This window comes from Bacillus sp. FSL K6-1560, assembly GCF_038592935.1.
Lineage (GTDB): Bacteria > Bacillota > Bacilli > Bacillales > Bacillaceae > Bacillus > Bacillus subtilis.
Window position 1 is genome coordinate 804,414 of the sequence record NZ_CP151946.1, and the last position, 25,174, is coordinate 829,587.

26 protein-coding genes and 1 pseudogene are annotated in these 25,174 nt (G+C 46.6%); 22 read left to right on the forward strand and 5 right to left on the reverse strand.

All coding sequences use genetic code 11. The annotated features are described in order from the left end of the window. Nucleotides 1–141 precede the first annotated feature (141 nt). The 7 genes from sufC (at nucleotide 142) to glxB (ending at nucleotide 6,364) form a co-directional block, all read left to right on the forward strand. Nucleotides 142–927, forward strand: coding sequence for a Fe-S cluster assembly ATPase SufC (sufC, locus tag NYE22_RS04220; protein ID WP_014477918.1), 786 nt, complete (start codon nucleotides 142–144; stop codon nucleotides 925–927). Nucleotides 928–944: 17 nt separating this feature from the next. Beyond that, on the forward strand, nucleotides 945–2,258 hold the full coding sequence (sufD, locus tag NYE22_RS04225; protein WP_014480787.1) for a Fe-S cluster assembly protein SufD: 1,314 nt from the start codon (nucleotides 945–947) through the stop codon (nucleotides 2,256–2,258). Next, a complete protein-coding gene (sufS, locus tag NYE22_RS04230; protein ID WP_015714668.1) occupies nucleotides 2,258–3,478 on the forward strand; it encodes a cysteine desulfurase SufS in 1,221 nt (406 codons plus the stop codon). The genes sufD and sufS overlap by 1 nt, the downstream gene beginning before the upstream one ends. Then, the gene (sufU, locus tag NYE22_RS04235; RefSeq protein WP_003222809.1) at nucleotides 3,468–3,911 is read left to right on the forward strand and encodes a Fe-S cluster assembly sulfur transfer protein SufU; all 444 of its coding nucleotides are present in this window, start codon (nucleotides 3,468–3,470) and stop codon (nucleotides 3,909–3,911) included. The genes sufS and sufU overlap by 11 nt, the downstream gene beginning before the upstream one ends. A 20-nt stretch (nucleotides 3,912–3,931) precedes the next feature. Then, entirely contained in the window at nucleotides 3,932–5,329 is a 1,398-nt protein-coding gene (sufB, locus tag NYE22_RS04240) for a Fe-S cluster assembly protein SufB (RefSeq protein ID WP_003228608.1), read from the forward strand. Nucleotides 5,330–5,592: 263 nt separating this feature from the next. Further along, nucleotides 5,593–5,871 carry a metalloregulator ArsR/SmtB family transcription factor gene (locus NYE22_RS04245; protein WP_015251274.1) on the forward strand — a complete coding sequence of 93 codons (279 nt, stop codon included), beginning with the start codon at nucleotides 5,593–5,595 and terminating at the stop codon, nucleotides 5,869–5,871. A gap of 109 nt (nucleotides 5,872–5,980) precedes the next feature. Next, nucleotides 5,981–6,364 (forward strand): methylglyoxalase, encoded by a 384-nt coding sequence (gene glxB, locus NYE22_RS04250; RefSeq protein WP_003240869.1) that lies wholly within the window; start codon nucleotides 5,981–5,983, stop codon nucleotides 6,362–6,364. A gap of 63 nt (nucleotides 6,365–6,427) precedes the next feature. Here the strand turns inward: glxB and NYE22_RS04255 are convergent, their stop codons facing one another. Together NYE22_RS04255 and sspG are read right to left on the reverse strand one after the other, a co-directional pair. Continuing rightward, nucleotides 6,428–6,703, reverse strand: coding sequence for a hypothetical protein (locus NYE22_RS04255; RefSeq protein ID WP_003243521.1), 276 nt, complete (start codon nucleotides 6,701–6,703; stop codon nucleotides 6,428–6,430). Continuing rightward, on the reverse strand, nucleotides 6,703–6,849 hold the full coding sequence (gene sspG / locus NYE22_RS04260) for an acid-soluble spore protein SspG (RefSeq protein WP_015384584.1): 147 nt from the start codon (nucleotides 6,847–6,849) through the stop codon (nucleotides 6,703–6,705). Before sspG ends, NYE22_RS04255 begins: the two co-directional genes overlap by 1 nt. Nucleotides 6,850–7,007: 158 nt before the next feature. On the opposite strand from sspG, the gene NYE22_RS04265 reads away from it, so the two are divergent. The 7 genes from NYE22_RS04265 (at nucleotide 7,008) to frlD (ending at nucleotide 13,864) form a co-directional block, all read left to right on the forward strand. Next, nucleotides 7,008–8,126, forward strand: coding sequence for an FAD-binding oxidoreductase (locus NYE22_RS04265; RefSeq protein ID WP_342412318.1), 1,119 nt, complete (start codon nucleotides 7,008–7,010; stop codon nucleotides 8,124–8,126). Nucleotides 8,127–8,228: 102 nt separating this feature from the next. After that, nucleotides 8,229–8,603, forward strand: a complete 375-nt coding sequence (locus tag NYE22_RS04270; RefSeq protein ID WP_003228617.1) for a nucleotide excision repair endonuclease — start codon at nucleotides 8,229–8,231, stop codon at nucleotides 8,601–8,603. A gap of 215 nt (nucleotides 8,604–8,818) precedes the next feature. Then, the gene (gene frlB, locus NYE22_RS04275) at nucleotides 8,819–9,805 is read left to right on the forward strand and encodes a fructosamine deglycase FrlB (protein WP_015251278.1); all 987 of its coding nucleotides are present in this window, start codon (nucleotides 8,819–8,821) and stop codon (nucleotides 9,803–9,805) included. Nucleotides 9,806–9,885: 80 nt separating this feature from the next. Beyond that, on the forward strand, nucleotides 9,886–11,154 hold the full coding sequence (locus NYE22_RS04280; protein WP_049139634.1) for an ABC transporter substrate-binding protein: 1,269 nt from the start codon (nucleotides 9,886–9,888) through the stop codon (nucleotides 11,152–11,154). Nucleotides 11,155–11,211: 57 nt separating this feature from the next. Beyond that, entirely contained in the window at nucleotides 11,212–12,090 is an 879-nt protein-coding gene (locus tag NYE22_RS04285) for a sugar ABC transporter permease (RefSeq protein WP_077671106.1), read from the forward strand. Between the two features lie 3 nt (nucleotides 12,091–12,093). Next, a complete protein-coding gene (locus NYE22_RS04290; RefSeq protein WP_003228625.1) occupies nucleotides 12,094–12,996 on the forward strand; it encodes a carbohydrate ABC transporter permease in 903 nt (300 codons plus the stop codon). A 13-nt stretch (nucleotides 12,997–13,009) separates the two neighbouring features. Further along, nucleotides 13,010–13,864, forward strand: coding sequence for a fructosamine kinase FrlD (frlD, locus tag NYE22_RS04295; RefSeq protein ID WP_003228626.1), 855 nt, complete (start codon nucleotides 13,010–13,012; stop codon nucleotides 13,862–13,864). Nucleotides 13,865–13,888: 24 nt separating this feature from the next. On the opposite strand, the gene frlR is transcribed toward frlD, so the two are convergent. Continuing rightward, complete coding sequence (gene frlR / locus NYE22_RS04300; protein WP_014480777.1) at nucleotides 13,889–14,617, reverse strand: transcriptional regulator FrlR; 729 nt, start codon at nucleotides 14,615–14,617, stop codon at nucleotides 13,889–13,891. A gap of 181 nt (nucleotides 14,618–14,798) precedes the next feature. Here frlR and ugpC point away from each other — a divergent pair, with 181 nt between their 5' ends. Then, nucleotides 14,799–15,902, forward strand: coding sequence for a sn-glycerol-3-phosphate ABC transporter ATP-binding protein UgpC (gene ugpC, locus NYE22_RS04305; protein ID WP_024572486.1), 1,104 nt, complete (start codon nucleotides 14,799–14,801; stop codon nucleotides 15,900–15,902). Nucleotides 15,903–15,935: 33 nt separating this feature from the next. On the opposite strand, the gene NYE22_RS04310 is transcribed toward ugpC, so the two are convergent. Next, nucleotides 15,936–16,802: an endonuclease I family protein gene (locus NYE22_RS04310; protein WP_014480775.1), complete on the reverse strand. Its 867-nt coding sequence runs from the start codon at nucleotides 16,800–16,802 to the stop codon at nucleotides 15,936–15,938. A gap of 81 nt (nucleotides 16,803–16,883) precedes the next feature. After that, nucleotides 16,884–17,005, reverse strand: a pseudogene (locus tag NYE22_RS04315) (hypothetical protein); the annotation flags it as partial. A gap of 244 nt (nucleotides 17,006–17,249) precedes the next feature. Here NYE22_RS04315 and allC point away from each other — a divergent pair. The 7 genes from allC (at nucleotide 17,250) to pucE (ending at nucleotide 25,174) form a co-directional block, all read left to right on the forward strand. Then, nucleotides 17,250–18,488 carry an allantoate deiminase gene (gene allC / locus NYE22_RS04320; RefSeq protein ID WP_049139632.1) on the forward strand — a complete coding sequence of 413 codons (1,239 nt, stop codon included), beginning with the start codon at nucleotides 17,250–17,252 and terminating at the stop codon, nucleotides 18,486–18,488. A 16-nt stretch (nucleotides 18,489–18,504) separates the two neighbouring features. After that, the gene (gene pucG / locus NYE22_RS04325) at nucleotides 18,505–19,755 is read left to right on the forward strand and encodes a (S)-ureidoglycine--glyoxylate transaminase (RefSeq protein WP_082200973.1); all 1,251 of its coding nucleotides are present in this window, start codon (nucleotides 18,505–18,507) and stop codon (nucleotides 19,753–19,755) included. Nucleotides 19,756–19,981: 226 nt separating this feature from the next. Beyond that, nucleotides 19,982–20,974 (forward strand): XdhC family protein, encoded by a 993-nt coding sequence (locus NYE22_RS04330; RefSeq protein WP_120028548.1) that lies wholly within the window; start codon nucleotides 19,982–19,984, stop codon nucleotides 20,972–20,974. Beyond that, nucleotides 20,971–21,588 (forward strand): xanthine dehydrogenase accessory protein PucB, encoded by a 618-nt coding sequence (pucB, locus tag NYE22_RS04335; RefSeq protein WP_017696714.1) that lies wholly within the window; start codon nucleotides 20,971–20,973, stop codon nucleotides 21,586–21,588. Before NYE22_RS04330 ends, pucB begins: the two co-directional genes overlap by 4 nt. Then, a complete protein-coding gene (gene pucC / locus NYE22_RS04340; protein WP_161986392.1) occupies nucleotides 21,585–22,418 on the forward strand; it encodes a xanthine dehydrogenase subunit C in 834 nt (277 codons plus the stop codon). Before pucB ends, pucC begins: the two co-directional genes overlap by 4 nt. Continuing rightward, nucleotides 22,419–24,662 carry a xanthine dehydrogenase subunit D gene (gene pucD / locus NYE22_RS04345; protein WP_342412319.1) on the forward strand — a complete coding sequence of 748 codons (2,244 nt, stop codon included), beginning with the start codon at nucleotides 22,419–22,421 and terminating at the stop codon, nucleotides 24,660–24,662. It begins immediately after the preceding gene. Next, nucleotides 24,653–25,174: a xanthine dehydrogenase subunit E gene (gene pucE / locus NYE22_RS04350; RefSeq protein WP_342412320.1), complete on the forward strand. Its 522-nt coding sequence runs from the start codon at nucleotides 24,653–24,655 to the stop codon at nucleotides 25,172–25,174. Before pucD ends, pucE begins: the two co-directional genes overlap by 10 nt.

Sequence of the window (25,174 nt, forward strand, 5' to 3'; positions counted from 1 at the left end):
CGCTTTAATAAAGTGCTGATCTTTGTTAAACTTGAGGAATGTGCAAGGCACGATAAAAAGTTGTATTTACTTTTCATTTGTTATAAAATTAGAATGAGAATAAAATGAGAATAATGATTATATATTTTTGGAGGTATAGATATGGCTGCTTCAACATTAACGATCAAAGATCTTCACGTTGAAATCGAAGGGAAAGAGATCTTAAAGGGTGTAAACCTTGAAATAAAAGGTGGAGAATTCCACGCAGTAATGGGCCCGAACGGAACTGGTAAATCCACTTTATCAGCTGCTATTATGGGGCATCCTAAATATGAAGTAACAAAAGGCAGCATCACGCTTGACGGCAAAGATGTACTGGAGATGGAAGTGGACGAGCGTGCGCAGGCAGGCTTATTCCTTGCGATGCAGTACCCAAGTGAAATCAGCGGTGTGACAAATGCCGACTTCCTTCGCTCAGCAATCAACGCGCGCAGAGAAGAAGGCGATGAAATTTCTCTCATGAAATTCATCCGCAAAATGGACGAAAACATGGAGTTCCTTGAAATGGACCCTGAAATGGCTCAGCGCTATCTTAACGAAGGCTTCTCAGGCGGGGAGAAAAAACGCAACGAAATCCTTCAATTAATGATGATTGAACCGAAAATCGCCATCCTTGATGAAATCGACTCAGGTCTTGATATTGACGCTTTGAAAGTTGTATCAAAAGGGATCAACAAAATGCGCAGCGAAAGCTTCGGCTGCCTGATGATCACTCACTATCAGCGCCTGTTAAACTACATCACTCCGGATGTTGTTCACGTTATGATGCAAGGCCGCGTTGTAAAATCCGGCGGTGCAGAGCTTGCACAGCGTCTTGAAGCAGAAGGTTATGACTGGATCAAACAAGAACTTGGCATTGAAGACGAAACTGTTGGCCAAGAAGCGTAAGCGTTAGGGGGATTAATATGACACTAGGTACAAAACTATCCGTAGATCAGGAGTATCTCAAAAGCTTTTCCGAAAAGCACCAAGAACCTGCCTGGCTGAAGAACCTGCGCTTACAGGCTCTTGAACAAGCTGAGGATCTGCCGATGCCGAAACCTGACAAAACAAAAATCACAAACTGGAACTTCACGAATTTCGCGAAGCATACAGTGGATAACGAACCGCTTTCTTCATTAGAAGATTTGACTGATGAAGTAAAAGCGCTGATCGACGTTGAAAACGAAGATAAAACATTATACGTACAGCGTGACCAGACGCCGGCATATCTTTCTCTTTCTCAAGAATTGAAAGACAAAGGCGTCATCTTTACTGATATTCTGACTGCTGCACGTGAGCACAGCGACTTGGTGGAGAAATACTTTATGAAGGACGGCGTGAAAGTTGACGAACATAAGTTAACTGCACTTCACGCGGCTCTTGTTAACGGAGGAGCATTCCTTTATGTTCCGAAAAATGTTCAGGTGGAGACGCCGGTTCAGGCTGTTTATGTCCACGAAAGCAATGATACAGCTCTATTCAACCACGTGCTGATTGTGGCTGAAGACCACAGCTCTGTAACATATGTAGAAAACTACATCAGCACTGTAAACCCGAAAGACGCTGTCTTCAATATTATCAGTGAGGTCATCACAGGTGATAATGCCAGCGTGACATACGGTGCGGTGGATAATCTGTCAAGCGGTGTGACAACTTATGTGAACCGCCGCGGTGCTGCGCGCGGACGCGACAGCAAAATCGAGTGGGCCCTTGGCCTGATGAACGACGGCGACACGATTTCCGAAAATACAACAAACCTTTACGGTGACGGCACATACGGCGATACGAAAACGGTTGTTGTCGGAAGAGGAGAGCAAACAGAAAACTTCACAACACAAATCATCCATTTCGGTAAAGCTTCTGAAGGCTATATCTTGAAGCACGGTGTGATGAAGGATTCCGCTTCTTCTATCTTTAACGGAATCGGCAAAATCGAACATGGCGCTTCTAAAGCGAATGCGGAGCAAGAATCACGCGTGCTGATGCTTAGCGAAAAAGCACGCGGAGACGCAAACCCTATTCTTTTAATTGACGAAGACGATGTAACTGCAGGACATGCGGCATCTGTCGGCCGTGTGGACCCTATTCAGCTTTACTACCTGATGAGCCGCGGAATTCCGAAAGAAGAAGCAGAACGCTTAGTCATTTACGGATTCCTTGCACCGGTAGTAAATGAACTTCCGATTGAAGGCGTTAAGAAACAATTAGTTTCTGTTATCGAAAGGAAAGTGAAGTAATGAATATCACAGATATTCGTGAACAGTTCCCGATCCTTCATCAGCAAGTGAACGGACATGATCTCGTTTATCTCGACAGCGCGGCGACTTCCCAGAAGCCGCGTGCTGTCATTGAAACACTGGATAAGTATTATAACCAATACAATTCCAATGTTCACCGGGGCGTCCATACACTTGGAACCAGAGCGACAGATGGTTATGAAGGAGCGCGTGAAAAAGTCCGCAAGTTTATTAACGCGAAGTCAATGGCTGAGATTATTTTCACAAAAGGCACGACCACATCACTGAATATGGTGGCGTTAAGCTATGCACGCGCCAACCTGGAACCTGGTGATGAAGTGGTCATCACCTACATGGAGCATCATGCGAATATCATTCCGTGGCAGCAGGCTGTAAAAGCAACTGGCGCCACATTAAAATATATTCCGCTGCAGGAAGACGGAACGATTTCTTTAGAAGACGTCAGAGAAACGGTCACAAGCAACACAAAAATTGTTGCGGTGTCTCATGTATCTAATGTCCTCGGCACGGTCAACCCGATTAAAGAAATGGCTAAAATCGCTCATGACAATGGGGCTGTCATTGTGGTGGACGGAGCACAAAGCACGCCTCACATGAAAATTGACGTGCAGGATCTCGATTGCGACTTCTTTGCGCTTTCTTCCCATAAAATGTGCGGACCTACCGGTGTTGGTGTGCTGTACGGAAAGAAAGCCCTGCTGGAAAACATGGAGCCTGCCGAATTCGGTGGTGAAATGATCGACTTTGTCGGGCTTTATGAATCAACTTGGAAAGAGCTTCCGTGGAAATTCGAAGCGGGTACGCCGATTATTGCAGGAGCAATCGGCCTCGGTGCCGCCATTGATTTTCTCGAAGAAATCGGTCTTGATGAGATTTCCCGCCATGAGCACAAGCTTGCAGCTTATGCGCTTGAACGCTTCCGCCAGCTTGACGGCGTAACGGTTTACGGACCGGAAGAGCGTGCCGGGCTTGTCACATTCAACCTTGATGATGTTCATCCGCACGATGTGGCGACTGTGCTTGATGCGGAGGGAATTGCAGTCAGAGCCGGCCACCATTGCGCGCAGCCGCTGATGAAATGGCTGGATGTAACTGCTACTGCAAGAGCAAGCTTTTATCTGTATAATACAGAGGAAGAGATTGATAAGCTTGTGGAAGCTCTTCAAAAGACAAAGGAGTATTTTACAAATGTCTTTTAATGCAAACTTAGATACATTGTACAGACAGGTGATTATGGATCATTACAAAAACCCGCGAAATAAAGGGGTTTTGAATGACAGCATCGTCGTGGATATGAACAATCCGACATGCGGCGACCGCATCAGACTGACAATGAAGCTTGACGGAGACATCGTGGAAGATGCGAAGTTTGAAGGGGAAGGCTGTTCCATTTCAATGGCATCCGCTTCGATGATGACTCAGGCGATTAAAGGGAAAGATATTGAAACTGCCCTTTCCATGTCTAAGATTTTCTCGGATATGATGCAAGGGAAAGAGTATGATGATTCTATAGATCTTGGGGATATTGAAGCCCTTCAAGGCGTTTCAAAATTCCCGGCCCGTATCAAATGTGCAACCCTCTCATGGAAAGCACTTGAAAAAGGAGTCGCGAAAGAAGAAGGCGGCAATTAAAAGGATTGGAGTGAAAATGGATGGCTAAAAAAATGCCTGATATTGGTGAATACAAGTATGGTTTTCACGACAAGGACGTTTCCATTTTCCGTTCAGAGCGCGGATTGACAAAAGAAATCGTAGAAGAAATTTCTCGCATGAAAGAAGAGCCTCAATGGATGCTTGACTTCCGCTTGAAATCACTTGAGCATTTCTACAACATGCCGATGCCTCAATGGGGCGGAGATTTAAACTCACTGAACTTTGACGAAATTACGTACTACGTAAAACCGTCTGAGCGTTCAGAGCGTTCTTGGGATGAAGTTCCTGAAGAAATTAAACAAACATTCGACAAGCTCGGTATTCCTGAAGCTGAACAAAAATACCTTGCGGGTGTTTCTGCTCAGTACGAATCTGAGGTTGTATACCACAACATGAAAGAAGATCTTGAAGCGCAAGGTATTGTCTTTAAAGACACTGACAGCGCGCTGAAAGAGAATGAAGATATTTTCCGTGAGCACTGGGCAAAAGTAATCCCGCCGACTGATAACAAGTTTGCGGCGCTTAACTCAGCTGTTTGGTCGGGCGGATCTTTCATCTACGTGCCTAAAGGCGTGAAGGTTGAAACACCGCTTCAAGCTTACTTCCGTATCAACTCTGAGAACATGGGTCAGTTCGAACGTACACTGATCATTGTTGACGAAGAAGCAAGCGTTCATTATGTTGAAGGCTGTACTGCGCCTGTTTACACAACAAACTCACTTCACAGTGCGGTCGTTGAGATCATCGTGAAAAAAGGCGGCTACTGCCGTTATACAACGATCCAAAACTGGGCGAACAACGTTTACAACCTTGTAACAAAGCGTACAGTCTGTGAAGAAAACGCAACAATGGAATGGATCGACGGCAACATCGGTTCTAAGCTGACAATGAAATATCCGGCTTGTATCCTAAAAGGCGAAGGCGCGCGCGGTATGACGCTTTCTATCGCTCTTGCGGGTAAAGGCCAGCATCAGGATGCAGGTGCGAAAATGATTCACCTTGCACCAAACACATCATCTACAATCGTATCAAAATCGATTTCAAAACAGGGCGGAAAAGTAACGTACCGCGGAATCGTCCACTTCGGACGCAAAGCGGAAGGCGCTCGCTCTAACATCGAGTGCGATACGCTCATTATGGATAACAAATCAACTTCAGACACAATTCCTTACAATGAAATCTTAAATGATAACATTTCATTGGAGCACGAAGCGAAAGTGTCTAAAGTATCTGAAGAGCAGCTCTTCTACTTGATGAGCCGCGGTATTTCTGAAGAAGAAGCAACTGAAATGATCGTAATGGGCTTTATCGAGCCATTCACAAAAGAGCTTCCAATGGAATACGCAGTAGAAATGAACCGTTTGATTAAGTTCGAAATGGAAGGTTCTATCGGTTAATGATGAAAACTCCTTTGTTTATCAAGGGGTTTAGAGATAGTTTTTAAAATGGCCGGCGTGCCGAATTTGATTGTAGAAGACGAACTTTTGAAGTTCGTCTTCTTTTATTTTTCAGAGACATATCCACTGTTATTTTAATGGTTTTAATTCCTTATCGATTAGAATATTTCAGACCTGCGCCGGATAGGTTCAGTTTCTATATCACGCAACCATACAGTTGCTTATACTTGACATGCAACCAATGAGTTGCTTATACTCAATATATGAATTGGAACAAAGACGCTATATTCAAAGCACTCGGCGATTCGACTCGGCGGCTTATATTAGACGAATTATCTGAACGCAACGAGCTGACGTTGTATGAACTTACGATACGTCTTATTACAAAGTACGACCTTTCTATTACGCGACAGGCGATAGCTAAACACCTTTCTGTACTGGAGGATGCAGGACTCGTAACATCAAAACGAAAGGGAAAATATCGAGTACTTATATTCAACAACGAACCGCTTAAAAATTTGCTGAAAGGATGGATAGAGTAATTTTATAAAACCAGTACTGAGTTTCTTACAAATGTTGGTTTGTTTTGCTTGAAGCCGGATTGTTTGCACAGTACCATACACCATAAATATCAAAGGAGGAAACAACAATATGAAAATCATTGTGACTAGTATATTCGTGCAAGATCAAGACAAGGCACTGAAGTTCTATACAGAAAAACTGGGGTTTGTAAAAAAGGAGGATGTTCCCATGGGGAAATTCAGGTGGATAACGCTTGTTTCTCCAGATGATCAAGACGGAACCGAGCTTTTACTCGAACCGAATGAACATCCTGCCGCCAAGGAGTATCAAAAGAAGATATTCTCCGAAGGCTTCCCGGCCACAATGTTTGGCGTTGCAGATATTCAAAAAGAGTACAACCGATTAAAGGAAAAAGGCGTGACGTTTACGATGGAACCGACAAAAATGGGCGAAGTCACAATTGCTGTCTTCGATGATACATGCGGTAACCTTATTCAAATTGTACAGAAGTAACCGATTCAGTCGCGTCCTTTTTGTATGCAGAAGAAAAACCGCTGGCCGAGGGGCCGCGGTTTTTTACTCTTCTTCTGTCTCTTGATTGATAATTTGCTTTACAGATGATCTGCTGTTATTTTCTCTGTTCATCTCTCGCAATTGAGTATAAGCCATATCGAATTCCTCTTTTGTCATCTGCTTTGCGGCTAATGCAGAGCATAATATAGCAAAAGCAATTGGCATTGTATCAATGTGAATGTCGATATGGACCTCTGAGTTGCCGCTGTTTTTGATAACAGATTCAGTAGTGGGTATCTCTTGAGTATGTCTGTTGAGAGGAATGATGTTTTCGTTCATTAGTCTTCTCCGTCTTGTGACTGCGCCTGTGCCTGATCCTGATCTGTATTCACGTTGACCACGACTTTTGCATTACCGCTGTTTTGGACTTTTGCGACTGCCGCATCGCGTCTGTTTTCTTCATTTTCATGACGATTTTCGCTCATGGAATCATCCTTTCTCTATTGATAGTGACAGGATATTCGATAGGAGAGTAAAGAGATTGGACGAACTTCGCGGTTTTTCCACATTAGGGCAAAAGGTCGAAGGAAAGCATTCTATTTGGTAAAATGAATAGACATTATAATAGAAAAGGTGTTTGCATATGAAATCGTACATCATCGTCGGCGCAGGGATTCTGGGCGCGTCGACGGCTTATCATCTCGCAAAATCAGGCGCTCGCGTTACTGTCATTGATCGGAAAGAGCCGGGACAAGCGACTGATGCGGCGGCGGGGATCGTCTGTCCATGGCTCTCGCAACGCCGTAATCAGGATTGGTACCAGCTTGCTAAGGGGGGAGCGCGGTACTATAAGGATTTAATCCATCAATTGGAAAAAGACGGTGAATCGGATACAGGATACAAACGTGTCGGTGCCATCAGCATTCATACTGACGCGTCTAAACTCGATAAAATGGAGGAAAGGGCGTATAAGAGACGGGAGGATGCGCCGGAAATCGGCGACATTACCCGCTTGTCTGTAAGTGAAACGAAAAAGCTGTTTCCGATTTTAGCTGACGGCTATGAATCGGTTCATATCAGCGGTGCCGCCCGTGTGAACGGAAGAGCGCTGTGCCGGTCGCTTTTAAGCGCTGCAGAGAAACGCGGCGCAACGGTCATCAAAGGAAATGCGTCTTTGCTTTTTGAAAACGGAACAGTCACCGGCGTGCAAACAGATACAAAGCAGTTTGCGGCTGACGCGGTCATTGTGACGGCGGGAGCATGGGCCAATGAGATATTGAAGCCTCTCGGCATTCATTTTCAAGTGTCATTTCAAAAAGCGCAGATTATGCATTTTGAAATGACAGATGCAGATACAGGATCGTGGCCGGTTGTAATGCCGCCGAGTGATCAGTACATTCTGTCGTTTGATAACGGCAGAATTGTAGCCGGCGCCACACACGAAAACGATGCCGGTCTTGATGATCTTCGTGTGACAGCCGGAGGCCAGCACGAAGTATTGAGCAAAGCGTTAACCGTTGCACCGGGTCTTGCTGATGCGGCTGCTGTTGAAACAAGAGTGGGCTTCAGGCCGTTTACACCGGGATTTCTGCCGGTCGTAGGGGCCGTGCCGAATGTTCAAGGCTTATATGCTGCAAACGGTTTGGGTGCTTCTGGACTGACGATGGGGCCGTTCTTGGGTGCAGAGCTCGCAAAGCTAGTTCTTGGAAAGCAGACAGAATTAGACCTTAGTCCTTATCATCCAGCCGGAGCACTTGCATAATAAGTAAGAGCATAACAAACAAATATAATAAAGCTGTTCTAGCTTTTCTTTTCTGTATGTGTTAGCATTTATCTTTAATGAAAAAGAGGACGTGAACTGATTTTGATAAAAATTGATATACCCGCACCGAATGTCACCATCACTGAACGACAGCAGTCAGCTAATGATAATGAGCCGAAGATAAAACCGATTCACGGATTCATCGACTTTCACCAGATCCCAAGGGACAAAGGCGGCATTTTTATGTTTTACAACATTCATGACGAGCTGCTGTTTGTCGGGAAAGCCAGAAAGTTAAGACAGAGAATTAAGAAGCATTTCGAAGACACTGTTTCACCAATCAAACATCACAGAGATGAAGTTTATAAAATTGAGGTATGTGTAGTTGATGATCCAATGGAAAGAGAGATTTACGAAACATATATCATCAATACACAGCACTCGAAGTACAATATAGACAAGGTATTTTTTAAATAAGACGTCAGTCTGCGGATTGAACAGCGAAGCCAGAGCTTAAGTCAAGTTCTGGCTTTTGATTTGGGCATTTTTTCGCTTATAGACCCTTTGTCTATCTTTCGAATAAATTATTGAGAAATTTCAGAAAATAATATTGACAATCCTACCCGCGGACTTTAATATAACAATATATAATGTTATATAACGTTATATAATAAAAACGGGGAGTGAAGGATTTGAGTCAGGCCACAGCAAAAGTAAATCGTGAGGTTCAAGCTTTCTTGCAGGATTTGAAAGGGAAAACCATTGATCATGTATTCTTTGTCGCATGCGGAGGGTCTTCTGCCATTATGTATCCGAGTAAGTATGTGTTTGACAGAGAGTCAAAATCAATAAACTCCGACCTCTACAGCGCCAACGAATTTATTCAGCGCAATCCTGTTCAGCTTGGTGAAAAGTCTCTTGTTATTTTGTGCTCGCATTCGGGAAATACCCCGGAGACAGTCAAAGCTGCTGCGTTTGCAAGGGGCAAGGGCGCACTTACGATTGCGATGACGTTTAAACCGGAGTCTCCTTTAGCGCAGGAAGCGCAATATGTTGCCCAGTACGATTGGGGTGATGAGGCGCTTGCGATCAATACAAACTATGGCGTTTTGTATCAAATCGTTTTTGGAACCCTGCAAGTATTAGAAAACAATACGAAATTCCAACAAGCAATTGAAGGCTTAGATCAATTGCAGGCTGTATATGAAAAAGCCCTTAAGCAGGAAGCTGACAACGCCAAGCAATTTGCAAAAGCCCATGAAAAAGAAAGCATTATTTATACCATGGCAAGCGGTGCAAACTACGGTGTCGCTTACTCCTACAGCATCTGCATTCTCATGGAAATGCAATGGATTCATTCCCACGCCATTCATGCCGGAGAATATTTTCACGGACCGTTTGAAATTATTGATGAATCCGTGCCGTTTATCATCCTGCTCGGTTTAGATGAAACAAGACCTCTTGAAGAGCGGGCGCTTACCTTCTCGAAAAAGTATGGCAAAAAGCTCACTGTGCTTGATGCTGCATCTTACGACTTCACTGCAATTGACGATTCAGTTAAAGGCTATCTTGCTCCGCTCGTTCTCAATCGTGTGCTGAGAAGCTATGCAGACGAGCTGGCAGAGGCGAGAAATCATCCATTATCTCATAGAAGATACATGTGGAAAGTTGAGTATTGATCTGAAAATGAAGAACCATTATGCATTAGACTATAATGTTATATAACATTATAGTCTAATGTCCAGAGGAGGCCAACCCTTTGAAGAAAATGTTGTTGTTCTTGATCATTGCAGCTGTCAGTATGCTCACCATCGCAGGCTGTTCGAGCCAAAGCAGTTCAGCGGACGGAAAGGTGACATTGAAATTTTTCCACAGATGGCCAAAGGAGCCGGAAAAAAGTTATTTTGAAGAGGTTGTTAAGGAATTTGAAAAAGAACATCCGGATATCGACATTCAAATTGAAGCCGTTTTAAATGACTCCTATAAAGATAAAATTAAGGTCATGCTGGGAACCACCAGCCCTCCTGACATTTACTTCTCTTGGAGCGATGAGTTTGCTTTTAAATTTATCAGAGGCAATAAAGCACTTGATCTCTCGTCCTACTACAAAAATGACACCGATTGGTCATCACAGCTCGTTCAATCGCAAATTACACCATTTACTTATGAAAACAAGCAATATGGCGTGCCGTGGCAAATGGACGCTAAATCATTCTTCTATAATAAAGACATTTTCCAAAAGCTGAATCTTGATCCCCCGAAGACGTGGGATGAATTAATCGATGTGTCAAAAAAGCTGAAAGAACATGGCTACACACCGATCAGCTTCGGAACAAAGGCGACTTGGACAATCTCGCACTATATCGGCACGCTTAATCAGCGGATGGTCGATGAAAAAACGCGAGACAAGGACTATAACGCCAAAACGGGTGAATTTACTGATGAAGGCTATGTAAAAGCACTTGAAAAGCTTCAGGAGCTGATGCCTTACTTTAATAAACATGTAAACTCCGTCGACCACGAATATGTGAGACAGCAATTTAAGAGCGGAAAGTCGGCGATGATATATGCGGAAACAGCGGAAATCAAGCTGGTTGAACCGGTTAATCTCGGGATGTTCCCATTTCCTAAAATCAGCGGGCAGAAAGGATCTTCAGAAGCGTTAACGGGAGCGCCGGAAGGATTCATGATTTCCTCAAGAACAAAACATCCGAAGGAAGCGATGGAATTTTTGCAGTTCTTGACGTCGAAAAAAATGGGCGAAAAGCTCGTGAAAGATGTCGGGAAATACAGTGCAGTGCAAGGTACGGCTACTGAAGAAAATGCAACAGCCATTCAGCGTGAAGCCGTTCAGCATATTGTTGATGCCAAATCAATGGTTCCATGGTTTGATATGGATGTCGATGTTGAAGTCGCAGATGCGTACCTAACAGGCGTCCAGCAAATGCTTGGCGGCGACATGACACCGCAGCAGGTGATGAAAGCCGTTCAAAAGGCAGCAAAGCAGGTGAGGGCGTCAGCTGAATAAATCAAAGAAAAGGTGAAGCTTCGCACCTTTTCTTTTTATAAAGGAGATGAGATACCCTTGGTCAATCAGAATAAAATAATCCCCTATTTGTTTTTGGTGCCCGCTCTCGTTTTTTTACTTTTCGTTTATATCCCGATTTTTGAGAATGTATTCCTCAGCCTGTTTCAGTGGAGCTCATTTACTCCGGAAAAAACGTTTATCGGCTTAAAAAACTATGTTGAATTATTTCATGATCCTGTCTTCTATCAGGCACTTACCAATAATGTGCTTTATGCAGTGATCTCAATTGTATGCCAGGTATTTGGCGGTTTGATTTTGGCGGCGGTGCTTGAGGATAAGCTGGTCAGAAAATGGTCGCCGTTTTTTCGTACCGTTTTCTTTTTGCCGGTTGTCATCTCAATGACTGTGATCGCGCTTTTGTTTGATTTTATTTACAATCCGGAGACAGGGCTTTTGAATCAGCTGCTTCAGGCCATCGGTCTTGATCAGCTGACGAGGGCCTGGCTCGGGGATGACAGCACAGCTATGCTTTCTGTCATTTTTGTGTCCCAGTGGCAATCTGTCGGTTATATTGCGATGCTGTACATTGTGTCGATTCAAAAAATACCGGATGAACTGTATGAAGCGGCCCGGCTTGACGGCGCGGGTAAAATTCAGCAGTTTTTTCATATTACTGTTCCCCAGACGAAAGAGATGTCTTTTGTTGCGGTGGTCATGACGCTGACCGGGGCCTTTACGGTCTTTAATGAGCCGTACATTTTGACAGGCGGCGGGCCGGGAAACGCGTCAGAAGTCTTGAGCACGTTTTTATATAAAAGCGCCTTTACAAAGGATATGATGGGCTACGCCTCAGCGATTGCCACTGTCGTGTTAATCATTACGCTTGCATTATCGCTCATGCAAATGAAGTTCTTTAAAACCGGAAAGGAGGAGTAACTGATGCTGCCTCAGAAGAAGACAGATTCGTTCAGATTGGAGCCGGTGCCTGACCAGCACATTGAGGTTAAAGATAAGCCTAGACGAAAATGGTATATCGGAGAAACGTCTGTGTGGGTTTTTCTGTTTCTTTATCTGATTGCGATTGCCTATCCGCTTCTCTGGATGGTGATGAGCGCCTTTAAAAACTCTGACGATATTTTTGAGCACAGCTGGTCGCTGCCGTCTTCGTGGCATCCGGAAAATTTTGTTTCCGCCTGGAATCAGGGGATTTCTTCTTATTTTATGAACAGTGTCATCGTTACGGCGCTGACGTGTGTGATCACTGTCTTTATCAGTGCATGGGCAGCGTATGGCCTTTCCCGGTTTGAGTTTAAAGGAAAAGGATTCTTTTTGGTGCTATGTCTTGGCGGATTGATGCTGACGCCGCAGGTCAGTCTTGTGCCGCTTTATTCTATTATTCAGTCGCTGGGCCTGTACAATACGTATTGGGCGTTAATCCTGCCGTATGCGGCTTATCGGATCCCGTTCACCATCATTTTGATCCGCTCTTATTTTCTTTCTATTTCAAAAGAATTGGAGGAGGCGGCCTATTTGGATGGGTGTACAAGTTTTGGAGTATTTTTCAGAATTTTCTTACCAATGAGCGTGCCAATTTTGGTGACATCCGGCATTTTGACGGCTTACCATACATGGAATGAGTTTATGTTTGCGATTATTTTCATAGATGATGAGAATTTGCGGACCATTCCAGCTGGGCTGATGCAGTTCAGAGACGCGCTGCAGACAGACTGGGGCGTCCTGCTGGCGGGGTTAACGATTTCAGCCGCGCCGATTATTATTCTATTTTTATTGATGCAGAAATATTTTGTCCGCGGGATTGCAAGCGGCAGTGTAAAAGGATAAAGGAGGAAGCGCTATGAAATTGATTGCGGTTGGAGATAATGTTGTAGATTATTACCAGGATCAAGAAACATTCTACCCGGGAGGAAATGCCTTAAACGTTGCTGTGCTTGCCAAGCGGCTCGGGCATGAGTCTTCCTATATCGGAATCGTCGGCAATGACGAAGCCGCGGCGCATCTGTTGAACGTTCTCAAGCTGGAGCAGGTCAATGCAGATTATATCCGCCAGGCGCACGGAGAAAACGGGATGGCGATTGTCACCCTTGATGAACAGGGGGACCGCATTTTTGTCAGGTCAAATAAAGGCGGCATTCAGTCCCGGCTTCGCCTCGCGTTTCAGGAGAAAGATGTATCTTTTATCAGCGGGCATGATCTGCTGCATACGAGCGTGTACAGCAGGCTTGAGAACGATCTTCCGCAGCTGTGCGGGCTGGTCCCTGTCTCATTTGATTTTTCAACCAATCGGGAGGATGATTATTTGAGGAGGGTCTGTCCTTATGTGACGTATGCGTTTTTTTCAGGAAGCGATTTGAGTGAGTCGGAATGCGGTGAGCTTGCCAAAACAGCTCATGGGTACGGAGCCAAAATGGTTTGTATGACCCGAGGGGGCCAAGGAGCAATCCTGTCTGCGGGTGATCGAGTCTATCATCAGCCGATTGTGGAAGCTGATATAATAGATACACTTGGAGCGGGAGATTCTTTTATAGCAGGCTTTTTGACTGCCTTTTGCGTGAAGCAGGATATAACGTATGCTTTGCGCCAGGCTGCTGAAACGGCTGCGAAAACTTGCGGTGTGTACGGAGCTTTCGGCTATGGCTATCCTTATCGCTTGGAGGACGGGGGAAGCAGTGAAAAAACGAGAATACTATAAGCAGTGTCTCGTTTTTTATGCCTGTTATGTGTAGGGGCTGTTGATGGTAAAAGTGACACGGTTTGTGTGCATCAAAAACAATGAGCAATAGATTGGCTGGTCGTTTGATGTAAAAGCCGTTTTATCAATTTCAAACAGCGCATCCCCGATATCACAATCCAGGTATTTGCTTTCCTCCTGTTGGGCATATACAACGTTTAATAGCTTCGTATTGTGCGTGGGTACAACTTTGTATTGCTGTTTCAAAATATCATGCATGGAGACGCCGTCAGCAATAAAGGTATCAATGCCGGGAAACAAATCAAGCGGATAATGCGTCACTTCAAAGGTGAGAGGCTGATCATCATTATATAAAATCCGTTTTAATTCAACGACAGGGCTCTCGGGATGGATTTGAAGCTTTTCTGCGATGGGTTTTGACGCTGGAATGATGTCATGGGACAGCACATGATGCTTCGGTTTTTTGCCGGTTGATTCCATAAATTCCGAGTAGCCGTTTACAGCGATCAGCTCTCGTTTTAATTTAGGGCTTTTAACGAACGTTCCCTTTCCCTGCTGCCTGATCAGATAGCCTTCTTCGACTAAATCGAGAATGGCTTTCCTGACGGTGATGCGGCTGACGTTATACTTGGTGCAAAGCTCGTTTTCGGTAGGCAGCTTGGCGGTTGGGGAATACACGCCCTTTTTGATGTCATCAGTGATGATTTGTTTTAGCTGAATGTATAAAGGTGTAGAACTTCCGTTGTTTAACAAAGGGTAGCCTCCTTTTAACCTATTATTTATATTATAATGTATTATGACGTTATAATACAAATTTACATTTTTTATTTTAGAAATATAGCAAAAATGGGAATCGATTACTCTAAAAATAACAGAAAGACCAAGTTGTTTCCAGTGACGAAATAACGGGTCAAAAGATAGGGGGACTTTTCTGATGGCTTCATTAACATTTGAACACGTCAAAAAATCATATCACTCACAATTAACCGTGAAGGACTTTGATTTAGATGTAAAGGATAAGGAGCTTTTGGTGCTGGTGGGGCCGTCAGGATGCGGAAAATCAACAACGCTGCGGATGGTGGCTGGATTAGAAAGCATTTCTGAAGGAAATCTTCTTATTGATGGGGAGCGGGTCAATGATCTTCCGCCGAAAGAACGTGATATTGCGATGGTATTCCAGAACTATGCGCTTTATCCGCATATGACGGTTTTTGATAATATGGCGTTTGGATTAAAGCTCAGAAAGATGGCGAAACAGGAAATTGCCGAGCGGGTTCATGCGGCAGCTAGAATTTTAGAAATTGAACATTTGCTGAAGAGAAAACCGAAGGCGCTCTCCGGCGGGCAGCGGCAAAGGGTGGCGCTTGGCAGGTCGATTGTGAGGGAGCCGAAGGTCTTTTTAATGGACGAGCCGCTTTCTAATCTGGATGCAAAACTAAGAGTGACGATGCGGACAGAAATCAGCAAGCTGCACCAGCGATTAGAGGCAACGATCATTTATGTCACGCATGACCAGACCGAAGCAATGACAATGGGAGATCGGATTGTCGTCATGAATGAAGGGGAAATTCAGCAAGTGGCAAAACCTCATGACATTTATCATTACCCGGCCAATTTGTTTGTCGCAGGCTTCATTGGCTCTCCTGGGATGAACTTTTTGAAAGGCATCATAGAACAGCAGCATGGCGAGCTGTTTTTCACAAATTCTTCGATCCGGCTTCATATTCCTGAAGAAAAAGCAAAGCGGCTGAAGGAAAAGGGATATGCCGGAGAACAGATGATTGCCGGTGTACGGCCGGAGCACATCACACAAATGACAGGAAATGACCAGTTGTTTGATTCAGTGTTTCAAGCGAAGGTGGAAGTGAATGAAAATTTGGGCTCGGAGCTCATAGTGCATGTCATGGCTGGGGACGAGCGGCTCAAGGTCCGCCTGGACGGAAACACGCGAATCGATGCAGGCGATTCAATCCAGCTCTCAGTGAAAATGGACCACGTCGTCTTTTTCGATGCGGAAACGGAAGAGGCTGTGTATTAGAAAAAAGTGCTCCTAAAAAGGAGCACCTTTTTCTTACGGCCAAATCTCATCCGCCCATTCAGGGTGGTCGATAAATGGATTGCGGTTGTGCTGATATTTTTCATAAATGATTTCATTTCTTTTCCGCTCGCGGTCGTCAACCGGATCCTGCTTATTCCATTCGAGCAGGACAGATTGTTTGCCATGATAAGGAGCTGAGCCGTTGCCTGTCTTATCATTAAGCTCAAGATCAGGATAGCCGTCATCACCCTCGTAACGGACAGCCATGTAAAACAGCATGCGGGCAACATCGCCTTTCACATCATCGCGGGGCTCCCATGAATCGCCGTCATAATAATTTCCGGGTGCCTTCGCATATTCAGTGCCGCCATTGTCAAAATCCATATTTCCTCTGGCGCTGTTAACTTGAACATCAGCCGGGCGCAAATGATGAATATCAGTACCAGGTCCCTTGCTCGTGCCAAAATCGCCATGGGATTTCGCCCAGACATGCTCGCGGTTCCAATCGCCGACATTGCCGCCGTTCAGGTTTTTGGACCGCGATTCATTCGTATAGAGCAGGATGACGTTATTCGGATTTCTCGGATCTTCATCCGTTTCTTTCAGCGCGTTCCACACTTCGCTGTAGGACAGCATCGTGTGTCCGCTGATAATACGGTGCAGGGTGCTTTTTAGCGAGTCTCCTGTTTTACCTTCAGCCCCTTCATAATAGGTATCTGTGTCAGCATAGGGTGCAGCTGGGGCGGCTAATGAGAGAAGGCTTCCCGTTCCTGAAGGGGAAGACGCCAATCGGTCATTAAGGCTTAATGCGGTTTGCGCGCTTGCTGAAGCTGCCGGCGCAAGCCATCCGGAAATCAGTAATACACAGACGAGCGGCAGAAACCATGCTTTTTTTGTCATCACTTGCCCTCCTTTTATCAGATCATGTCTATTATCTAAAATTGAAATAAAGGATTGAAGTGTCATTTTGTATATTTTTCATTAAAATTGTAAATTAGTCCCTTTGGAGGAGGCGGAAAGATCTCCTGTTCCCATATCTTTAGGTCCTGTTTTTGCGAGCTGCCGGCATTTCCGTTTTCATCTGTTCCGCAAACATCGCCTCTCTGGCAAGCTGAGCTTGTTCATATGAAAGGCATTTTGACCCTCTCTTTCACTCTTGCTGGCTCTCTTCCTTACCGTGTTTTCTTTTGACCTTTACACTAAAATAGTTGTGACATGTAGGGTGAATCTGGTTGCTGGATAGATACTGTGACTAAAAAATAAACGTTTTTTTGGTTAATCTGTCAATGAACTATCATGTTCCTCCTTCTATAATGAAGTCACCATAGCGGCCAGAGGGGGGAGTACATGGAAAAGCAGAAGCTTTCAGTAAAAAACAGCATCACAGATTATATTGAATGGCTCGCCCAATACGGTGCGTCTGCGGATGGCGGCGTAACGAGGCTTTTATACACAAAAGAGTGGATGGACGCACAGCTTGCTGTGAAAACGGAAATGTCTTCTTTCGGGCTTGAAACAAGATTCGACGATGTCGGCAATGTGTTTGGAAGGCTTTCGGGCACCCAGTCTCCGGATGAAGTCATTGTAACCGGTTCACATATCGATACTGTCATCAATGGGGGAAAATACGACGGCGCCTATGGTGTTCTGGCGGCAATGCTTGCGATAAAGCGGCTCAAAGAGACATATGGAGCGCCGAAAAAAACACTCGAAGCGGTATCTTTATGTGAGGAGGAGGGCAGCCGTTTTCCAATGACCTATTGGGGATCAGGGAATATGACGGGTGTTTTTTCATTACAGGATGGAGCAGAGCCAAGAGACGAATCAGGAGTCTCACTGCAACATGCGATGCATGAGAACGGTTTTGGCAAAGGTGTGTTTCAGGCAGCATATCGGACAGATATCAGCGCTTTTGTTGAGCTCCATATTGAACAGGGACAGACATTGGAAATGTCAGGACGGGATCTCGGGATTGTGACAAGCATTGCGGGTCAGAGGCGATATCTCGTCACGCTGGAGGGGGAATGCAATCATGCGGGAACCACCTCCATGAAATGGCGCAAGGACCCGCTCGCAGCCAGCAGCCGTATCATTCATGAGCTGCTGCTGCGGTCGGAGGAGTTGCCGGAGGAGCTCCGTCTGACATGCGGAAAAATAACGGCAGAGCCCAATGTAGCCAATGTCATACCGGGCCGCGTCCAGTTTTCAATCGATATTCGCCATCAGCATCAGCATGTGCTGGAGCAGTTTCATCAAGACATGGTTGCTTTGATCAACGGCATTTGCCTACAAAAAGGAATTCGCGCCGTGATTGATGAATATATGCGGATAGAGCCTGTGCCGATGGACGAAAGGCTGAAGGCTGCGGCTTTTGAAACAGCATTAGAAAACGGCTTCAGCTGTGAGGAAATGGTGAGCGGAGCAGGGCATGACGCGCAAATGATCGGAAGGCGCTATCCTGCTTGTATGCTGTTTGTGCCGAGCCGAGGCGGCGTCAGCCACTCACCGAAGGAATATACGTCAGCCAGACAGCTTGAGATCGGCGTCCGCGCACTGACTGATTTATTATACAAACTGGCTTACTGATAAAGGAGGAATGGCTGTGTCAGGCAGAAGAGAATTATGCACCCCGTTAAGAACGATTATGACGCCAGGGCCTGTTGAGGTTGATCCGCGTGTATTAAGAGTAATGAGCACCCCGGTTGTCGGCCAATTTGATCCGGCGTTTACAGGTATTATGAATGAAACGATGGAGATGCTTCGGGAGCTGTTCCAAACAAAAAACCGCTGGGCATACCCGATTGACGGCACTTCACGGGCGGGAATTGAAGCAGTGCTGGCTAGTGTGATAGAGCCGGAAGATGATGTGCTCATTCCCATTTACGGCCGTTTCGGTTATTTGCTGACTGAAATCGCAGAGCGATATGGGGCAAATGTTCATATGCTTGAGTGCGAATGGGGAACGGTTTTTGACCCGGAGGACATCATACGGGAGATAAAAAAAGTGAAGCCGAAAATTGTGGCAATGGTGCATGGAGAAACATCGACAGGACGGATTCACCCGCTGAAAGCCATCGGCGAAGCCTGCCGCACCGAGGATGCATTGTTTATCGTCGATGCAGTCGCAACGATTGGGGGCTGCGAGGTTAAAGTCGATGAATGGAAGATTGATGCTGCCATCGGCGGAACGCAAAAGTGTTTGTCTGTGCCCTCAGGAATGGCGCCGATTACATATAATGAGCGGGTGGCGGACGTGATTGCAGCTCGTAAAAAGGTGGAGCGGGGGATTGCGTCACAAGCTGACAGGGAAGCGCTTTCGGGAAATCGGCCAATCACAAGCAACTACTTTGATTTGAGCCAGCTTGAGGATTATTGGAGCGAAAGACGGCTCAATCATCATACAGAAGCGACGACGATGCTGTACGCCTTACGTGAGGGAGTCAGACTGGTGCTTGAAGAAGGCCTTGAGGCGCGTTTTGAGCGGCATCGGCACCATGAAGCCGCATTAGCAGCAGGGATAAAGGCAATGGGGCTAAGATTGTTTGGAGATGATAGCTGCAAAATGCCTGTTGTCACCTGTGTCGAAATTCCCGGCGGCATTGACGGCGAGTCTGTCCGTGGCATGCTGCTGGCACAATTCGGTATTGAAATCGCCAGCTCATTCGGCCCGCTCGCAGGGAAGATCTGGAGAATCGGCACGATGGGGTACAGCTGCAGAAAAGAAAACGTGCTATTCGTGCTTGCCGGGTTAGAGGCTGTGCTTCTCAGACATAACGCAGGAATCGAAGCAGGAAAAGCGCTCCAAGCAGCGCTGGATGTGTATGAAAACGCTGGCCGCCAGGCAGCGGTGTAAAGAAAAGCTTGCGGAACTCCGCAAGCTTTTTAGATATGATTTCGTGTTTTCTCCAATCTAATTTTCTTCGTTTGACTCTTTTTACAAATCCTCTTTCTATGTGTTTCATTTTCTGACAAATCATGAGTCATTTTTTCTTCCATCGTCTATTCTTTATACAAGTTACCTATAAAATCACGCTGAACTAGTTGTTTCTCACGGCAATTTTCGAGAGGAGGATGCGGCATTGGGGAATTTTCACACGATGTTAGATGCGCTCCTGGAAGACCAGGAGGAGGCTGTACTGGCGACAATTGTTCAAGTGGAAGGCTCCGCGTATCGAAAAGCAGGCGCCTCTATGCTCTTTAAGAAAAATGGCAGACGGATTGGCTTGCTGAGCGGCGGGTGTGTGGAAGAAGATGTATTCCAAAGAATCAGTGCGCTGGGCGATCAGCTCACACCAACGCTGATTCCCTACGACATGCGGTCGGAGGACGATCTTTCTTGGGGCATGGGAGCCGGGTGCAATGGCATTATTCATGTTCATGCAGAGCGAATCACTCAGGAAAAAAGGCGGCACTATGAGAAAGTGAGGGACTGCCTTCAATCAGGCAAAGCTGTCACTTCCGTTACAAAGATTGGATCCTCCCATTATTTATTTCTGACGGAGAACGGGCATTTTGGCAACTGGCCGGACGCGCCTCTGCAAGATATTCAACGTACTCTTTCAACGCTTCATTTACCGCATTTCGATCCACCCACTAACATGTTTATTCAGCGAATTGAACCGAAGCCGCGCCTCATTCTGTTTGGGGCGGGTCCGGATACTGTACCGCTGGCCAATTTGGCGGCTGACACAGGGTTTTCTGTTATCGTGACGGATTGGCGGCCCGCTTATTGTACATCCTCTCTTTTTCCAAAAGCGGATCAGCTGATTACCGCTTTTCCGGAACAAATGCTTAGCAAATTTCAATTTTTTCCGCATGATGCAGCTGTTGTGGCAACCCATCATTATCAGCACGATCAAACGATCATCAACTTCTTATTTTCTCAAAACCTCCATTATATTGGACTGTTGGGTTCGGCAAACCGCACGAAACGGCTGCTGAACGGAAAACATCCTCCGTCTCACTTTTACAGTCCGGTCGGGCTGAAAATCGGTGCGGAAGGTCCAGAGGAAATTGCGGTAAGTGTAGTTGCAGAAATTATTCAAACAAGAAAACGGGTGGCGGTTGTATGAGAAGCCCCTATCTGATCGGCGTGTTTCTCGCTGCCGGCAAAAGCAGAAGAATGGGCCAAAACAAGCTGGCTTTGCCGCTAAAAGGAGAAAACATCGGCTCACTTTCCTTGAAAACTGCTCTGTCGTCCCGCCTTGATCACGTGCTGGTCGTCGAGCGGACAGAACATGCCTCCCTTGAGTGGATAGGAGCGCCGTATCACGCTCCGCCTTTTCAAAAACGCTGGAGCCTGCACGTTTGCCAAGACGCAGAAAAGGGTCAGGGGCATTCAGTCAGCAGCGGGGTGAGAAAAGCAGAAAGCATGGGGGCGGACGGCGTTGTCATTTTGTTAGCCGACCAGCCTCAGCTTTCCGTCGATCATCTCAATGCCCTTGTGGCTCTGGCTCCTGAGTCATTTGCCGTGTCATCGTTTTTAGGGGCGTTCACCCCGCCAATCTACTTCTCGTCGGCTTGTTTTCCTTATGTAAAGGGGTTAACGGGAGATGAAGGGGCTCGCAGGCTCCTGAAAAGCGGACAGCTTGGAGCAGGAGCTGTTTTGGAGGCAAAGGATAGCGGTGAGTTGGACGATATTGATACACCCGAGGAATATGACATGGTAAGGAGGGCGATGTCTTGAAAGGCCAAGTGACAAAAGCAAGGATGAATATTCAATTATGGAGGCCGACAGCGCTTGATGAGGCCTATTCGCTTTTAGAGAAGCTTGCTCCGGATGTGTGTGCCGCATCGGGAAGCACGCTGCTTCAGCTTCAGTGGGACAAAGGAACTCTGCCGAAACAGCACCTTGTCAGCCTTGAAGGGATTGACGAGATGCGAGGGATCAGCGCCAGTGACACCCACGTGTCGATCGGGGCGCTCACATCACTGAATGAATGCAGAAAGAACCCTTTGATCAAGAGAGCGCTTGGCTGTTTCAGTGACGCTGCTTCCGCTGTCGCTGCACCGGGGATCCGCAGCCGTGCCACGATTGGCGGCAACATAGCGAGTAAAATCGGTGATTTCATTCCGCTTCTGCTTGTGCTTGGTGCTGAGCTTATCGTATATCAAAAGGAGCTAATCAGGCTGCCGCTTGGCGCTTGGCTCAGTGAGGAAGACTTTAGAACGGCTATCGTCACGCGTGTCATCATCCCGCGGGCGGAGGGAGAGCGTGTATTTTACCGTAAACTTGGGAGGCGTCAGGCTTTTACAGGAGCGGCTGCTGTTGCAGCTGGACGTTTTTTGAAAGACGGCAGCATTCGTCTCGCCGCTGGCCATGCCGATATCACTCCTAGGAGATTATTGGACAGCGAAGCGAAATGGATGGCACCAGGGTGGGACTCGCATGAGCTGTACAAAACACTTATCCATGAGCTGCCGTTTTCCTCAGATGCTTTTATGTCAGCGGCATACAGAAAAAAAGCCGCTGCCAACGTCATCATGGCAGAGCTGATGGCTGAGGGAGGGGAATAAATGATCATCAACAAACCGTCAAGAGTCAGGCCGGATGGAAGGGATAAGGTCACAGGGGAATTGAAATATATGACCGATCTCAGCTTTCCGGGAATGCTGTATGGCAAGGTGCTGAGAAGTGCTTATCCTCATGCAGAGATTGTGTCGGTTTGCACCATAAAAGCTGAGAAAATGGAAGGCGTGCAGGCAGTCGTCACACATAAAGACGTTCCCGGCTTAAACCGATTTGGCATTGTCATCCCTGATCAGCCGGTTTTATGTGAGGACAGGGTGCGGTATGTCGGGGATGCGATCGCCGCAGTTGCTGCGGAAACGGAGGAAATCGCGGAAGCGGCGCTGGAGCTGATTCGAGTTGAGTATAAAGAGCTGGAAGTCATAGATTCACCAGAAAAAGCGCTTCGGCCGAATGCGCAAAGACTGCATGAGGACGGGAATATCCTGCACCGCGCATTTTTTTCAAACGGCGATGTGGAAGAAGGGTTTCAAGCATCTGATACAGTCCTTGAAGAAACCTATGAGCTGCCGCGGCAGATGCATACGTATATGGAAACGGAGGGAGGCGTAGCCGTTCCGGAAGACGACGGGGGTTTTACGATGTATGCAGGAACCCAGCACGGCTATAAAGACCGTTTCCAGCTTGCCCGTATTTTTGATATTCCTGAAGAGAAGATCAGAATTGTGTCAAGTCCGATGGGCGGCTCGTTCGGAGGGAAGGATGAGCTGAATATTCAGCCGTATGCTGCGCTTTTGGCCCTGAAAAGCGGACGCCCTGTCAAAATCCATCAGACACGAAAGGAATCTGTACGTTCTGGCATTAAGCGCCATCCGATGAAGATTACGATAAAAACGGGTGCAGATCATTCGGGAAATCTATTGGCGCACGACGTGAAAATTGTGGCGGACACAGGCGCTTACGCCACGCTTGGGCCTGCCGTTCTAGATTTTTCTGTCGAGCATGCCGCGGGGCCGTACCGTATTCCGAATATCCGGACTGAAGGAATATCAGTATTTACGAACAACGGGGTGGCGGGTGAATTTCGAGGCTTTGGCGGCAACCAAATCACATTTGCACTCGAAACCCATCTCGATCGTCTCAGCGGCATGCTCGGCATCGACCCGCTGGAGCTGAGAAGAAAAAATATCAGAAAACCGCATGACTTGGGGCCGCTTGAGCATCGGATTGCATCGACTGACGGAGCGGCACAGGTGTTGAATGCCATATCTAAATCTCCCATTCTTAAAAAAACAAGCCGGAACTGCGGGTATCTGCAAAGAGGCACGGGAGCGGCAATTACAATGCACGGTGGCGGGCTGGGGTTTGGCCGAATGGATGCGGCAGGAGGCCGTTTGTCTCTTTCGAGTGAAGGCAAAATCACTGCTTCGTTTGGATTTGAAGAATGCGGACAGGGGATTCTAGCAGCGATTGAACAGATTGTCATGGAGGAGTTAGGTTGTGCCGCAGAGGATATTTCCATTGTTATTGGGGATACCGCAAAAGTGCCGAAGTCAGGCTCCTCCACAGCATCCCGCGGCACAAGCATGGTGTGGCACGCGATCCAGCGTTTGAAGAAGCCGTTTCTATCTCAGTTGAAAAAACGGGCAGCAGAATGGAACGGCTGTTCAGCGGAAAACCTTATTCCCGGCGCTGCAGGCTTGCGTGACAAAAACACAAAGGCGCTCGTGGTGACGTATAAGGAGCTGGCTGAAAAAGGCCCTTTGGCAGAGGAAACGGCCTTTGACTTTCCAACAACGCCTGATCCTGTCGTAGTACCAGGCAGTCATTTCTTGTATTCTTTTGGTGCAGCTGCCGTTGAAGTGGAGGTAGATCTGTTAACAGGCGAGGTCAAAGTGATAGATTGTGAGCACGCTATTGCGGCAGGTCCGGTTGTCAGTCCGCAGGGTTATCGGGGTCAAATTGAAGGCGGCGCCGCCATGGCGCTCGGCTATACGCTGATGGAGGAAGCGAAAATGACGGACGGCCGTTATGCGGCGGAAAATCTCGATCATTATTTGATCCCTAGTGTCAAAGATGTTCCTAGCATGAAGGTGATCGCAATAGAAGAACTAATGAATGGAGACGCATATGGACCGCGGGGAGTTGGCGAAATCGGAACGATCGCTATCACTCCCGCTATTGTAAAGGCTGTACATGATGCGGTCGGCTGCTGGATAAACAAGCTGCCGATTTCAAGAGAAGAGCTGCTTGAAGTGATAGACAGAAAGGGGCTGAAGGAATGGACGTAAAAGAGGCCGGGCCGTTTCCTGTAAAAAAGGAACAGTTCCGGATGTCCGTGAATGGGCAGGAGCGCGAGGTGGCAGCCATCCCTACGACACGTCTGAGTGACCTGCTTAGGAAGGAATTTCAGCTGACCGGAACAAAGGTGTCCTGCGGAATCGGCCGCTGCGGAGCATGTTCCGTTTTAATCGACGGAAAGCTGGCTAATGCGTGTATGACGATGGCCTATCAAGCAGCCGGCCACTCCATCACAACAATCGAAGGGCTTCAAAAGGAAGAACTGGATATGTGCCAAACCGCTTTCCTGGAAGAAGGCGGCTTCCAATGCGGCTACTGTACGCCGGGAATGATCATTGCGCTTAAAGCATTGTTCGAGGAAAACCCGCACCCCACAGATGAAGACATAGAAGAAGGTCTGACAGGAAATTTGTGTCGGTGTACCGGTTACGGGGGTATAATAAGATCGGCTTGCAGGATCAGAAAAGAATTCAACAGGGAAAAAATGAAGTCCGGCTCTTAA